General features: G+C 69.0%; 13 protein-coding genes. 1 reads left to right on the forward strand and 12 read right to left on the reverse strand.

Going from position 1 to position 12,970, the window contains the following annotated elements; all coding sequences use genetic code 11:
• Positions 1-60: 60 nt before the first annotated feature.
• The 3 genes from SA2016_RS18835 to SA2016_RS18845 all read right to left on the reverse strand — a co-directional run bounded on the left by SA2016_RS18835 (position 61) and on the right by SA2016_RS18845 (position 4,456).
• Positions 61-1,353, reverse strand: coding sequence for an ISL3 family transposase (locus tag SA2016_RS18835; protein WP_066501183.1), 1,293 nt, complete (start codon positions 1,351-1,353; stop codon positions 61-63).
• 71 nt (positions 1,354-1,424) lie between these two features.
• A complete protein-coding gene (locus SA2016_RS18840) occupies positions 1,425-3,086 on the reverse strand; it encodes an amidase (protein ID WP_066501185.1) in 1,662 nt (553 codons plus the stop codon).
• The gene (locus SA2016_RS18845; RefSeq protein WP_169803087.1) at positions 3,083-4,456 is read right to left on the reverse strand and encodes an amidohydrolase family protein; all 1,374 of its coding nucleotides are present in this window, start codon (positions 4,454-4,456) and stop codon (positions 3,083-3,085) included. Before SA2016_RS18845 ends, SA2016_RS18840 begins: the two co-directional genes overlap by 4 nt.
• Positions 4,457-4,550: 94 nt before the next feature.
• Between SA2016_RS18845 and SA2016_RS18850 the strand changes: the two genes are divergently transcribed.
• Positions 4,551-5,390 carry a polysaccharide deacetylase family protein gene (locus SA2016_RS18850; RefSeq protein ID WP_066501189.1) on the forward strand — a complete coding sequence of 280 codons (840 nt, stop codon included), beginning with the start codon at positions 4,551-4,553 and terminating at the stop codon, positions 5,388-5,390.
• 19 nt (positions 5,391-5,409) lie between these two features.
• Here SA2016_RS18850 and SA2016_RS18855 read toward each other — a convergent pair whose 3' ends face one another.
• The 9 genes from SA2016_RS18855 to SA2016_RS18895 form a co-directional block, all read right to left on the reverse strand.
• A complete protein-coding gene (locus tag SA2016_RS18855; protein WP_066501190.1) occupies positions 5,410-6,129 on the reverse strand; it encodes a maleate cis-trans isomerase family protein in 720 nt (239 codons plus the stop codon).
• Positions 6,129-6,764, reverse strand: coding sequence for a cupin domain-containing protein (locus tag SA2016_RS18860; protein WP_066501197.1), 636 nt, complete (start codon positions 6,762-6,764; stop codon positions 6,129-6,131). Before SA2016_RS18860 ends, SA2016_RS18855 begins: the two co-directional genes overlap by 1 nt.
• A 65-nt stretch (positions 6,765-6,829) precedes the next feature.
• Positions 6,830-7,555, reverse strand: coding sequence for an aldolase/citrate lyase family protein (locus SA2016_RS18865; protein ID WP_066501200.1), 726 nt, complete (start codon positions 7,553-7,555; stop codon positions 6,830-6,832).
• A 43-nt stretch (positions 7,556-7,598) separates the two neighbouring features.
• On the reverse strand, positions 7,599-8,018 hold the full coding sequence (locus tag SA2016_RS18870; protein WP_066501202.1) for a cupin domain-containing protein: 420 nt from the start codon (positions 8,016-8,018) through the stop codon (positions 7,599-7,601).
• Positions 8,015-8,938: a polysaccharide deacetylase family protein gene (locus tag SA2016_RS18875; RefSeq protein ID WP_066501204.1), complete on the reverse strand. Its 924-nt coding sequence runs from the start codon at positions 8,936-8,938 to the stop codon at positions 8,015-8,017. Before SA2016_RS18875 ends, SA2016_RS18870 begins: the two co-directional genes overlap by 4 nt.
• A 50-nt stretch (positions 8,939-8,988) precedes the next feature.
• Complete coding sequence (locus tag SA2016_RS18880; protein ID WP_066501206.1) at positions 8,989-9,804, reverse strand: MBL fold metallo-hydrolase; 816 nt, start codon at positions 9,802-9,804, stop codon at positions 8,989-8,991.
• Positions 9,801-10,556, reverse strand: coding sequence for an MBL fold metallo-hydrolase (locus tag SA2016_RS18885; protein ID WP_066501209.1), 756 nt, complete (start codon positions 10,554-10,556; stop codon positions 9,801-9,803). Before SA2016_RS18885 ends, SA2016_RS18880 begins: the two co-directional genes overlap by 4 nt.
• 10 nt (positions 10,557-10,566) lie before the next feature.
• The gene (locus SA2016_RS18890; RefSeq protein WP_066501210.1) at positions 10,567-11,253 is read right to left on the reverse strand and encodes a cysteine hydrolase family protein; all 687 of its coding nucleotides are present in this window, start codon (positions 11,251-11,253) and stop codon (positions 10,567-10,569) included.
• Between the two features lie 71 nt (positions 11,254-11,324).
• Entirely contained in the window at positions 11,325-12,914 is a 1,590-nt protein-coding gene (locus SA2016_RS18895) for an ABC transporter substrate-binding protein (RefSeq protein ID WP_169803088.1), read from the reverse strand.
• Between the last annotated feature and the right edge of the window lie 56 nt (positions 12,915-12,970).

Consider the following 12,970-nt stretch of genomic DNA (forward strand, 5'->3'; position numbering starts at 1 on the left):
GTCGTTCCTGGGGATGGCGGCTCTTCGCGGTTCCGCGGGAATGGTCCTGCTGGATGAGTGTCACGCCGCTGTCTGAGCGGCGCTCCTGAGCAGGATACGGGAACGGTAGTTCTCCGGGTTGCGGAAGCCGCGGCCGGTGCGTTTGATGTTCTTGATAGCGGTGTTGTTCGCCTCGACCTTGGCGGTCGTGGCGCCGGTGACGATCAGGACCTCGATCTCGGCCCACCACCGCGTCACGGTGCGCAGGAGCCGCTTCGTCTCCGGAGTGGGGGTCGCCCCGACGAGGCCCTCGAGGATCCGCAGGTGGTCCCCGGCCTCCTCGAGCGAGCCGGAGGAGAGCAGGGCCCGGAGCTGTTCCTTGGCCTCCCACGCCGCCTTGAGCTGCCCGGTCGGGTCGTCCGTGTCGAAGACCGTCCGCAGCCGTGCCACTGCCCGGTCGGAGAGCGTCTCGGCCCCGCGCAGGAGCAGGCGCCGGTTCGCCCATCCCGGGTCGAGCGCGCGTCCGCGGCGGCCCCGGACCTCCTGGGAGAGCCGCTGCCTGGCCTCGGTCACCGCCTGATTGGCTAGGGAGACCAGGTGGAAGGCGTCGACCGAGACAGCGGTGCGGGGCAACCACATGCGCAGGGCCTTGCGGAACGCCGCAGACGGGTCGATCGCGACGACCTCGACCCCGAGCCGCCACGCCAGCGGCCGGGCGAAGAGCCACTCGCCCACGCCCTCGCTGTCCCTGCCGTCCACGATGCCCAGGACCTGACCGGTGTCCAGATCCACGATCGTTGTCATCCACGGCTCGACCCGCACCCACGGAGAGGACTCGTCGGCGCGGAAGAACCGCACGGAGCGGTAGCGGTGCTCGTCGATCCCGAGCCGCTTCGGCGCGAGCGCGTCCACGTCCGGCAGGGTCGCCACGGCGGCGTCGAGGGCCTTCTGGACCAGCCACCAGGACACCCCGTGCGCCGCCGCCGCCTCGACGGCCGCCCGGCCCGAGGCGACCACTGCATCGACGAGCGCGCCCAGCAGCCGCGCGGTCGAACGCGCGCGGCGGGGCACTTGGCCGGTGGCCTCGGTGAACGACCCACGGGGGCAGGCAGGCTCGTCGCAGAAGAACCTGCGCTTTCGCCACAGCACCACTGCGGGACCACCTACTGGGACATCCCGCAGGCGCTGGAAGCGGGTGTCCTTGACACGTTCCGAGAGGACGCCGCAGGACGGGCACCCCGACACCACACCGGCGGACTCGACCACCACCCGGCGGAGCCCGAGGGCGGTGACGGCAGCGGAGAGGACGCGGTATTCGGGCAGGTTGAAGATCACGGTGGCAGCACAGGGCTGCCCCGACGTAGGCTCGATCAAGGCTCGTGGTTCCTGACGGTCGGATGCTTAGACAACACCCATTCCAGCAGGGCCACGAGCCCCTTCACGCTCTACGCCACGAACCCGTTTCCCGACGAACCGCGAAGAGCCGGGATGGCTGGCAGGTCCCGGATCGGCAGTTGGGAGTCCCAAGCGGATTCCTGCTCGTAGACCTGGGCGATGCGCAAGAGAAGTGCGTCGGAGAAGGGCAGTCCCATGAGGTGCAGGCCTACGGGCTGGCCGTGCAGTGTTCCGCACGGGACACTGAGCGCTGGGAATCCGGTGAGGTTGGCCGGAGAAAGCATGCGCAGGGCCCCGGCGAGCGAGTCTTCGCCGGTGGGACCCGTGAGCTGACGCGCCATGCGATTGCTGTGGGGCGCAATGGCGGGGAGTGTGGGGGCGATTAGGGCAGCAACGCCTGTGCGGGCAAACGCGTCGGAGAGGACCTGTCGGAGATAAGCGCCGATCCTGTGGCCGAGTTCAACGTCACTTTGGCTTATCAGGGCGCCGGTCTCGATCATGATTCGGGTTTCCGGCAGGTAGTCCTCCGCCCGGCGGGCGAGGAGCGATCGGTGGTGTTCCGCCGACTCGGAGAGCGAAACGGCAAGGCTCGCAGGGAGTGCCATGTCCATTTCGGAGAGATCCAGTTCCACAACATCGATGCCTAGGACCTCGAGGTCCACGATCGCGTCCTCGATCAGTCCTGCCACATCGTCCGTGACACCATAGGAGGACCACATCCTCCTGTCCACGGCCACGCGGCCGGGAGGAGCCGACGCTCCTAGACGGGGGGCCACTGGCCCCCCGAGGCGTGCGAGTCCGTGCTCCTCGGCGAGTCCGTCGAGGAGCAGGGCACAGTCCGTGACAGTGCGGGCCAGGGGGCCGATGTGGTCAAGGGTGCGGCTCACATGGAGCACTCCGGTTCCGGCCACTACTCCTCGGGTTGGCTTCAGGCCCACGAGCCCGTTGACGGCGGCGGGATTGCGCACAGATCCGCCGGTGTCGGTACCGAGCGCTCCGGGGACACTGCCGACGGCGACCGCGACTCCGGAGCCGACGCTGGATCCTCCGGGATAGCGCTGCGGGTCCCGGGGGTTCCGGGTGGGCGGGGCGCCTTGGCCAAACGCGAACTCATGCGTTGTGAGCTTTCCGAGGAGCACGGCCCCGTTGGCCCGCAGCCGGGCGACTGCACCTGCGTCCCTGCTCGCCACGTGGCCGGACAGGGCCCTCGAGCCGGCCTCCGTTGGCAGGCCTTGGACGTCGATGACGTCTTTGACGCCGAGAGGGATGCCTGTCAGGGGGCCGGCGTCCCCTGCGCGACGGGCCCGGTCGGCGGCGCGGGCCGCGCGTCTGGCGCCGTCGGCGTCGACATACGCCCACGCCCGCGCAAAGCTTTCCGTCTCCTCAATCCTGCCGAGTACCGATTCGAGGAGCTCGACGGCGGAGAGCTCGCCCTGCCGCATGAGTTCCGACGCGTCTGCGATCCTGAGCGTCCATGGTGCGCCGGTGAGGCTGGGGGCCACGGCCGTGCCCGCGGGATCGGGTGCCCCGCGGAGGCGGCCGAACATAGGGCTCTGTCGGAGCTCCTCGATCGCCGCACGGAAGTCTGTGTAGGCGCGCGCCACTGCTGCTTCGTCCGTGCGCGCGATGTCCGCCCCGACCAGCTCGCTGAGAGCGCTCCGCTGCGCTTCGGTCAGGAGATTGGCGGGCGTGGGTTCCTGGGGGGCGCTCATCGTCGTGCTCCTGCCGCGAGCTGGCCCTCGGCTACCACTCGTTCGCCACCCACGAAGACGTCCCTGACCCTGCGGAAGTCTCGGGCGTCGGCGACCACGACGTCGGCGACGAGACCGCGCCTGAGAGTCCCGCGTTCGGGAGCGATTCCGGGGATGAGATCGGCGACCGACGACGTCGCCATCGCGACCGCGTCCTGCAGACTGCGGTGGCCGCGCTCGGCGATGTCCTGGACCGCGGCGATGAGTCTGTCGTGCTGCCCATGGTGGCCGTAGTCCGTCCCGATGATCTGTACAAGGCCGGCTTCGGCGAGCAGCAGGTCCCAGTGTTCACGGGTCTTCACGGTGTGGCGGCGGTCAAGCAGGTCGAACGCGGAGGCTTCGCCCGCCCATCCGTGCTCCCGCCCCAGCGCCGCGAGCTCTCGGGCCTCGGTCGGGGTGTGCGAGGTGTGGTTGACGTGGGCAGCGACGACCTTGGCCCCCCGCGCCCTCGGGTCCACCATGAGTTCGCGAAGGACAGCTGCAGTCGCCGATGCGCTGTGGACGATCGCCGGCACCCCCAGTCGTGCCGCGGCGTGGACGCCCTGCCTGATGCCCTCGATGGCGGGCGTCACCGAGGGTGTGACGGTGCTCCTGATGAGCTCTGCGAGGTCGTGCAGGTCGATGACGTCCGCCAGGCGCGCCTCGCGGGCTGCCTGCGCGAATTCCTCGAAATCGTAGTGTGTCGCATCGACGAACCGTCCGAGCACGGCCTCCTTGAGCCGTCGTGCCTCGTCCTGGCTCACGCGTACGCCCGTGCGCCGCCCGATCGCCGCGGGCAGGTACACGAGGTCCTGCCCTCCCCCACCGAGCGTCTGGCCTCCGCCGAGCTCCCCGATGGCGACCGCTCCCTCGGAGAGCATCTGTTCGACGCCGATGCCCTCTTCGCGTCCGCTGAGGCCGGCGCCGTCAGCGATCTGGGCCGCGGAGATCGCCGAAGGAAGGTGCGTCGTTGCCCCGCGCACGTTCACGGCATGCCGCTTGTCGGCTTCTCGGACCTGCTCCATGGTCGCAAGGCCACAGAGGCTGAGCACGGTGGTGGTCCCTGCGAGGAGGTGCCGGTCGAGGTTGCCGAGCCAGGCTTCCTCGGAGAGCGCGCGCGCGGCGCTGGGGAAGAGCGGACCGGGCGTCACTCCGTGGCAATGGCTGTTGACCAGGCCCGGCATGATCACGCAGCCGGAGGCGTCGATGATGTCGCCGTCGTAGTGCTGGCCCGGAGCCCAGTGGTCGAGGACGGCCTCGATCCGCCCGCCAGCCATGATGAGTGCTCCGCACTCGACGGGCGCGGTGCCCTCTCCGGTGACAAGGGTTCCTCCGTGGATGAGCGTGGACATCGTCCTCCCCTGGCGGTACATTCATAATATCGAAGACTTCTTCACTATAGCCCCTCAAACTGGACGGGGGAATCCCCGGAGAGGAAGGCCGCGGATGCCCGCATCCTCGTACCGCGATGTCACCGGCTATGGCGCCAACCCGCCCTCGTTCACCTGGCCCGGCGGCACGAGAGTCGCCGTCTCCCTCGTGATCAACATCGAAGAAGGCGCCGAGCGGGGCACAGCGCCCGGCATGCAGACCGCCTTCGACTACGGGGCACGCGCGGGCATCTGGCGCATCCTCCGCACCCTCGACCGGCACGGGGCGCCGGCCACGGCCTTCTGCTGCGCTGTCGCGCTCGAGGCCAACCCTGCAGTCTCGGCAGCCCTGGTCGACCGCGGGTACGAGATCGCGGACCACGGTTACCGCTGGGAAGGCCACAGCGGACTGGACATCGGGGCCGAGCGCGACCTCATCGTCGCCTCGCGTGACGCGATCCGAGCTTCGACCGGCATGCGGCCGACGAGCTGGTACTCGAAGGACGGGCTCAACGTGTTCACCCGCCGGACCCTCGCTGCCGAGGGCTTCGACTACGAATCGAACAGCTTCAACGACGACCTGCCGCACTGGGGTCCGGCCGACGAGGGCACACGCCTTCCCGTCCTCCCGTACGCGGGCGACACCAATGATGCCGGCTTGGCCTCCCAGTTCCCCACCGGCAGCGCGTTCGCCAGGCACCTCATGGACACTCTCGACTTCCAGCTCGACGACCCTAGGCCGGGCCCTTCTGTCATGAGCGTGGGGCTGCACCCGCGCGTCATCGGCCGGCCCGCGTACGCGGGTGCCCTCGACCGATTCCTTTCCCACGCGGCTGAGCGAGGGGCATGGATCGCAACCCGGCAGGAGATCGTGCGGTGGTGGCTCGACCAGGGCGGAGGGCACGAGGCGCTATGAAGCACGTCGGCGCATGTGCTCAGACGGTGCGCATGAGGCGGCCCCAGCCGTCGACCGGCTGCGGTGTGCCTGCGAGCCGCAGGAGCTGCCATGCGGTGGCCACGGCGCTGTCGACGACTGGGACTCCGGTCGCGCTCTCGAGTTCCTCGGCAAGGTAGCCCGATCGCAGGTTCGTCCCGACGCACACGACGGCGTCGACGGCGGGCCTGAACGCGGGCTGCATGAGTGCTGCGATGTCGTCGCGGGATAGGCGCGCTATCTCCGGATTCGCCAGCACGGTCGCCGGGCTCGAGGTCGCGATGACGTGGAGTCCCTGTTCGGCGTACTCGGCTGCGATCAGAGGGAGGATGGCGGCCGGTCCGGGGAAGACGACGGCAATACGGCTTGCCTCCAGAGCCCGGAGGGCCTCGACGACGGCAAGGGAGGCGGTGGTCGCGGGTGCATCCGTGCGTTCGCTGAGCCGCTGGCACAGGTCGCGGTCCCCGTCGAGGCCCATCCAGGTCCCGGACGTGCCGTGGAAGGCCACGGCGTCCGGTTCGGCATCGGCAAGGAGGTCCGGCGCGGCGCCGAGGACGGCGGCGTCGATCATCTCGTCCAGCGACGGCGGCAGCCGGAAGCGGGCGTAGTGCACCCCGACATCGCCCCGACTCGTGAGCAGGGCAGCGGTGAGGGACTCGGCATTGGAGTTCGAGGACGGGACGAGGATCCCGAGCCGTGTCGAGGGACCCGGGGCGCCCATCAGTGGGCCCTGCCCAGCGAGGGCGGGGTCGAGATGGCGAGCATGACGGCGGCGGAGTCCGTCCGGTTGTGCCACCAGTGCGGGAGGGAGGAGTCGTAGGTGAGGCTGTCCCCTGCCTCGAGTTCGAACTCCTGTCCCGCAACAGTGGCCACGAGGGAGCCGGACTGGACGATCACGCATTCCTCGCCCTCGTGCGAGTCCGAGGTGTTGGCCCCGTCGAAGTGCGCCGGGATGCGCATGCTCACCACGCCGAGCTTGCGCTCGGTGTCAGGCACGATGAGCTCCATCACCACGCCCTGGGACGGGACTTCGATCCGGCGCCTGTCCGCCTTCCGGACGAGCATGTTGTGGCGCCCCTCCTCCGGCTCGTTGAACATCGTCGCGAGGGGGAGGCCAAGTGAACTCGCAAGGCGCAGCAGGGTCGCGAAGGAGGGATTCCCGATACCGCGCTCGATCTGGCTGATGAGGCCCGCGCTGACTCCCGCGCGTTCTGCCAGCTCCTCGACGGTGAACCGGCCAGTCCGGTGCTCTCGGATGGTCGAGCCGATTCTGGCGATCCAGAAGTCGCGGTCGCTGCCGTTGGCTGCATCGCCGCCCCTGGGCGCGGCGTCGCTGCCGTTCGGAGAGTCAACCACAAAGGACCCCTTCCGTGTGTCGGCCTTCGCGGCATTATATCGGGATGGGGTCACGCTATCTGTCCTCATCCTCGCTGCACCATGGCGAAATCGCCGAGCAGCGATGCCAGCTCGCGCTCCCAGTAGACCGCGGCGCGGTCGGCGCCGCGGTCGAAGGCCTCGTCGGCCCGGGCCATCGACGGCGCCGGGATGCCTACGCTGCGTCCTGCGTCGCGCAGCGCGTCGATGACCGAATGCCCGGCCTTGTCGAGGTCTTCGGGACGGTCCATGCCGCGCCTGGCCAGGTCGGAGGCGAGGTCGGTCGGCCCCAGCCACCCGCTCGCGAAGGCCGCTGACGCCGCGAAGTCCCGGACGCATTCGACGGCATCGACGGTCTCGAACAGCACGCTCAGTCCTGGATGACGGCTGAAGTCGCTGCCGAAGCCGGAGGCCGGGGAGACCTGGCGCGACCGCCTGCCGGCGGGCGCGTATCGGACAGCCTCGAATGCGGCTTCGAGTTCCTCGGGCCGTCTCAGGTGGGGGAGCACGAGCTCGTCTGCTCCGGTGTTGGCGAAGGCCACGAGAGTGTCCGGGGACAGGTCGGGCACACGCACCGAGACGTGGACGCCGGAGCCGCGCAGGCGCAGGACAGCGTCGGTGCACTGCTGCAGGGTCAGGGGGGTCTGCTCAGCGTCGAGGACGACGAAGCCGATCCCTGCGTGCGCGCACAGGGCGAGCAGGGTCGCTCCCGGGTCGGCGGTGATGAGGCCCACCGAGCGTCGCGGTCTGCCAATCAGGGGGTCGAAGGGCATGTGGATCCTCCTGGGATGTCGGTCGGGAGGGGAAGTGGGGCGCTCATTCTTCGTGGACGAACTCCCAGTCGGCCGGCTTGCTGACCCCGACCACGAGGTCGACGGCCTCATCCGTGTCGTTCAGCGCCCCGTGCCTGAGGCCGCGGGGGATATAGATGCCGTCGCCGGGCTTGGCGCGGTATGCCTCGTCCCCGAGGTAGACGAGCGGGGAGCCTGAGATGACGACGTAGAACTCGGAGGCGTCGGGGTGGTGGTGGCAGAGGTGGCGCTGGCCCGGCAGGATGCGCCCCCAGCTCACGCAGAGGTCGTCGGAGCCGCTGAGGTCCCGAGAGATGAGTGTGGAGACGAGTCCCTGATCGCGCTGCCCGCTGAGCCCGACACGGTCCAGCTCTTGGAAGCCCTGCTCGTGCACGTTGTGGACCAGTCGGGACAGCTCGGCGGTGGGGCGGCTTCCTGCGCTCACGAGGCCACCTCCTGGAAGACGCCGGATGGCTTCCCCTCAGGGGCATGTTCGAGCCACCAGCGGGCGATCTCCTCGCGCGTGGCGAACCAGACGCCGTCGAGGCCCAGCGCGTACTCGAGGAACCGGCGCACCCCCGCTGCGACGCTCGGACGGCCGCCGATGCGCAGGTGGATTCCGACGGACATCATCTTCGGGACGGTTCCGCCTTCTGCCGCGAGGCAGTCGAGTGTGTCCTTGAGGACCGTGAAGAGGTCCTCACCCGTCGCGAGGCTGCCCGGGCCCCAGAAGCGGGCGTCGTTGGTGTCCCCCGAGTAGGGGACCACGAGGTGCCGCGCCTCGCCGGCCGGGACGAAATAGGGCAGGTCGTCCGCGTAGGAGTTCGAATCGTAGAGGAACCCCTCCTCGGCGAGGATGGCCCGGGTGTTCTCGGTGATGTCCTCGCGGACGTACCAGCCGACCGGGGTCACCCCGGCAGTGGCCTCGATGGCCGCCTTGCAGGCGCGGATCTCGGCGCGTTCCTCGTCGGGAGACATTCCGACCATGCCGCGCCATCGGTATCCGTGGCCGCAGATCTCGTGGCCGTCGCGGGCAATCGCGCGCGCCGCCTCGGGGTTCTTCTCGAGTGCCTCTCCGCATGCCATGAAGGTGGCCGGAACCTTGTACTCGCGCAGCATCGCCAGGTAGCGCCAGATGCCTACGCGGGTGCCGTACTCGAAGAAGGATTCCTTCATGAGGTTGCGCCGGGACGGGTCGGAGGACCAGCCGCCGAAGATGACGATGTCTTCTTCGGCGGCGTCGCCAGCGGCGATGGACCGCTCGGCGCCCTCCTCGTAGTTGACGACGAGCGATACTGCGACCTTCGCGCCGCCGGGCCAGCCGACGGCGGGAGGGTTCTCGCCGTATCCGATGAGATCTCGCATTGGTCCTCTCCCAGCTCGATTCACTTCAAAACCTGTATCTGTTTCTGTCTTCACTGCGGTGATCTCTCGGCCCCGTAGACCCTCCGGTGGGCAGCGAGCGAGGTCCGTAGCATGCCGTCGACGTCGTCGATGACGTTCCCGTGCGCGGGGGCTATGAACGAGGTCGGCAGTTGCTCCAGCGTGTCCTCGATGTCCGTGAAGGCTGAGGTGACGTCGACGAACCGTGTCCAGTAGAGGGCGCGGCCGGTGCCGTACGCGGCCTGCTCGACCGACGGCGGCTCTGGCATCTCTCCCGAGAAGAGGCGGCACTGCCCTGGCAGGTGGACGGGCTCGTCGTCTTCCTCGGGCTGGGGGATGTCGTGGATGAAGGAGAAGCCGTCGGAGACGAACAGCGTTCCGGATCCGCTGTCGTGGGCCCAGAGCGTGTTCTCCAGGTCACGGATGTGGGCCGGGAGGAAGCGGATCTCACGGCCTCCGAGGTCGAGGCTGTCTCCGGCGCTGCGTCGCTCGAGGCGGCCGTCGAATTCGGGGAAGTGCAGGTGGTAGTCGCGGGTGTCCCCCACGATGCGGGCGTCGGGGTACGCGGCCAGCAGCATCGGGAGGTTGCCGGCGTGCGGGATCTCCGGATGGGTGGGGAAGACGTAGTCGAGCGGCCGGCCCCCCAGGGCGTGCTCCAGCTGTGCCAGCACGAGGAGAGCATGCCCGGGGTCGCCGGTGTCCACCAGGATCGATGCCCGCGAGCCCATCACCAGGTAGGCGGAGACGTGGTAGTGGACCTCGTGTCCGGAGGAGAAGGCCGAGAGGCACCCGCCCAGCCAGAAGACGCCCTCGGCCATCTGCCGGGGCCTGGTCGCTTCGGTGTTCATCGCAGGCCCCCGTCGAGGAGCGCTGCGAGCTCGGCTGCCGCGTGCCCGCACGCGGCGCGTCCGACGAACGGGGCGCCGTAGCCGGGGCCGATCGCCGTGACCTGCCGGCTCTGGATGTTGGCCAGGACATCTGCCGCGATCGGCGCGGTGTCCGCCTGGCGGAACCAGGCGAATTTCACGAGCCCCTCGCTGGGGTCCGACGACGCAGAGCCGTCGCCGTGCGTGAAGGCGTCGGACGTCAGCAGCACGCCGGACGCCGGGTCGAAGACCCACAGGGTCGGCAGGAGACGGAGCAGGGGCGAGATCAGCTCGACCGTGAGGCCGTCGATGACCTCGACCTCGCGCGAGGTCCCGGGTTCGACGGAGATCCGCCGGACCGTCGCGGCGGACCGCGGCACGGTGATCCCGCCTGTGTACCAGACGGAGTCCACCGGGAAGTGCGCCTCGACCGCGGGGATGTTGAGGCAGCACTCCATCTCCGTCCGCGTCAGGAGGACGGCCAGCCGCTCCCCGGGCTTGAGGAGCTCCTCGAGTTGGTCCAGGATCTGGCGCTGGTGGCACCTCAGGCCCGTGTCAACGAGGAGGGAACCGTTCTCGCCTCTGATGAGGTAGGCGTTGACGGACTGCTTCCGGCGGATTCCCGGGGGGCACCAGCTGACGTCCTCGTCGAGGAGTATCTCGCCCCCGAGCCGGAAGACCCTGCCCGGGGACAGGGCCTTGGGCCGCTGGCCCTCCGGTGCCGTGATGCTCATGGGTGGCCTCCTACGCGCTCTTCGCGGCGGGCTGCTCCCGGTCCCACACCGCCACGGCGTCGTCGACTGTGCATACGTCATGCCGTGCACGCATCACCGTGAGCGCGGCCTCGTGGACGACCGTGTCATACGCTCCGACTGCGTCTTCGAGGAGCACCGCGTAGAAGTCGTTGTGGACCGCGTCGCGCAGGGTGGCCTCGACGCAGCCGCCCGTCGAGACGCCGATGAGGGCGACCGTCTCGATGCCCTGGCTTCGCAGGAGCAGTCCGAGCTCCGTGGCGACGAAGGCGCTGGGGCGCCGCTTTGTGATGACGGCCTCGCCTTCGATGGGGAGGCATTCGTCGCAGAAGTCCGTTGCCGGGTCGCCTTTAAGGCTGAGTCTGCCGAGGTCGATCGGCCTGCCGTTGGCGGCCGTGTAGAGGGACCGAAGCCAGGCGGGCGGGGAGCTGGCGCCGTCGGGCAGGTTCTCGACCCGGATGTGGAAGACGGGCACCCCGTTGCGGCGGGCGGCTTCGATGGCGGCCCTGCACCGCTCCCGCACTGTCGGCATCATGGTCAGGTCGTGACCCGAGTCGCCGATCGCTCCTCCAGGGGAGACTGCGCCCTTCTGCATGTCGATGACGACAAGCGCGGTCGTGGCCGGGTTGAGGAGCTCTTCGAGGGTGTCGCGGACGAGCTTGCCGCAGATTTCGATCATCAGAGTGCCTTCTTCTTGCAGGTGGTTCCGGTGCCGGCCGCGGGGGCCGGCCGGCACCGGAGAATGGGGCCCTAGCTGCCCAGGGCGTTGAAGTAGATCTGGCCGTTGCTCAGCGGGGTGGCCCCGGAGAGGCCCTTCTTCGCCGCGATGAGTCCGCGCGTCTCGACGAGGGACAGGATCGGTGCGCCCGCGTCGACGGCGGCGGTCATCTGCTTGATGAGCTGGGTCCGCTGCTCGGCCTGGTCCTGGGGTGTCGCGGCCAGTTTGGTACGGAGCTGGTCGAAGTTGGCATCCTTCCAGCCGGTGGTGTTGCTGGGGGCGTTCCCTGCGTAGTAGGCGAAGCTGTAGAACGCAGGATCCGCGATCACGATCGGTTCGGAGTAGAGCACGGCCTGGAACCGGCCCTGGATGAGCGCACTCGAGAAGTCGGTCGAGCTGGCCACGTTCTGGAGCTGGACGTCGACGCCGATCTGGCTCAGCATCGACTGGATCAGGACCGAGGACTTGTTCGCGACCGGGCCGGGCCGCGTCGCGCTGTAGCTGAGTGTGAGCTTGAAGCCGTTCGCGTAGCCGGCGTCAGCCATGAGCTTCTTCGCCCCGGCCACGTCGAACTTGTACGTGTCGGCCGGGTCGCCTCCTGGGAAGGTTGCCTGGGCGGCCTTCCCGTAGCCGGCGTAGGCGCCCTTGACGAGGGCGTCGCGGTCGATGGCCATCGAGATTGCGTGCCGCACGCGGACATCGGCGAGCGGTCCCGTCTTCGTGTTGAACATGAGCGTGTCGCGTGTGGCGCTGGGGCAGTTGAGCACGGTCACGTCCTGTGACTGGCCGAGGGATGCGTACTGGTCGTAGTCGAACCCGTTGGCGATCTGCGCCTCGCCGGACTGCACGAGCTGGCTGCGGGTCGAGGTGTTCGGCACGGCCTTGACGACGACGCGCTTGACGGAACCGCGCCGGCCCTCCCACTTGGGATCCGCTGTGACTGTGAGCGAGGTGCCCGGCGTGAACTCTTCGAGGTTCCAGCCGCTGTAGTCCGCCAGGTTCTTGGAGAGCCACTTGTTCGCCGTCGGGTCGTCGGCTGTGGCGTGCTTCTTCGCCTCGACGCTGTCGTGGATGTAGAAGAGGTTGTTCTGGAGCGACTCGATGCTGAAAGACGTGATCGCCGTCGTGTTGAGCTCGACCGTGCGGTCGTCGATGACCGTGGCCACGTTGTTGACGTCGAAGCCGCTGCTCGAGAGCGTGCCCTTCATGACCGGCTGGCGCTGCATGCCGATCATCAGGCTCCATCGGACGTCTTCGGCCGAGAGCGTGTGGCCGAACTGGCTGGTGAGCTTCTTGAGTTTGACGATGATGCCCTTGCCGTCGGGGCTCGGGGTGGCGCTCTCGGCGAGCCGGCCCGAAACCTCGGTGCTGGGCTGGCCGCACTGGTCAGAGCTCGTGGCTGTCGGCTTGTACTCGAGCAGCTGCGAACCGAGGCCGCTGAGGACAACATGGGAGGCGCTTCCGCCCCAAGGGGCGGGAGTGAGGCTGTCAGGCAGGGCTCCGACGGCTAGGACGACGCTGTCCGGCTGTGCCGGGGAAGCGGTGCTGCCGCCTCCGCAGCCGGTCAGGGAAACCGCAAGGGCGGCGGCCAGGCCGCCGGAGAGCAGGCGCAAGCGATTCATGGTCTCGACACCGGTTTCTGTGGGTGGGGTGGGGAACGGGTAGGTGCATTGCGATG

Source organism: Sinomonas atrocyanea, from assembly GCF_001577305.1.
GTDB lineage: Bacteria > Actinomycetota > Actinomycetes > Actinomycetales > Micrococcaceae > Sinomonas > Sinomonas atrocyanea.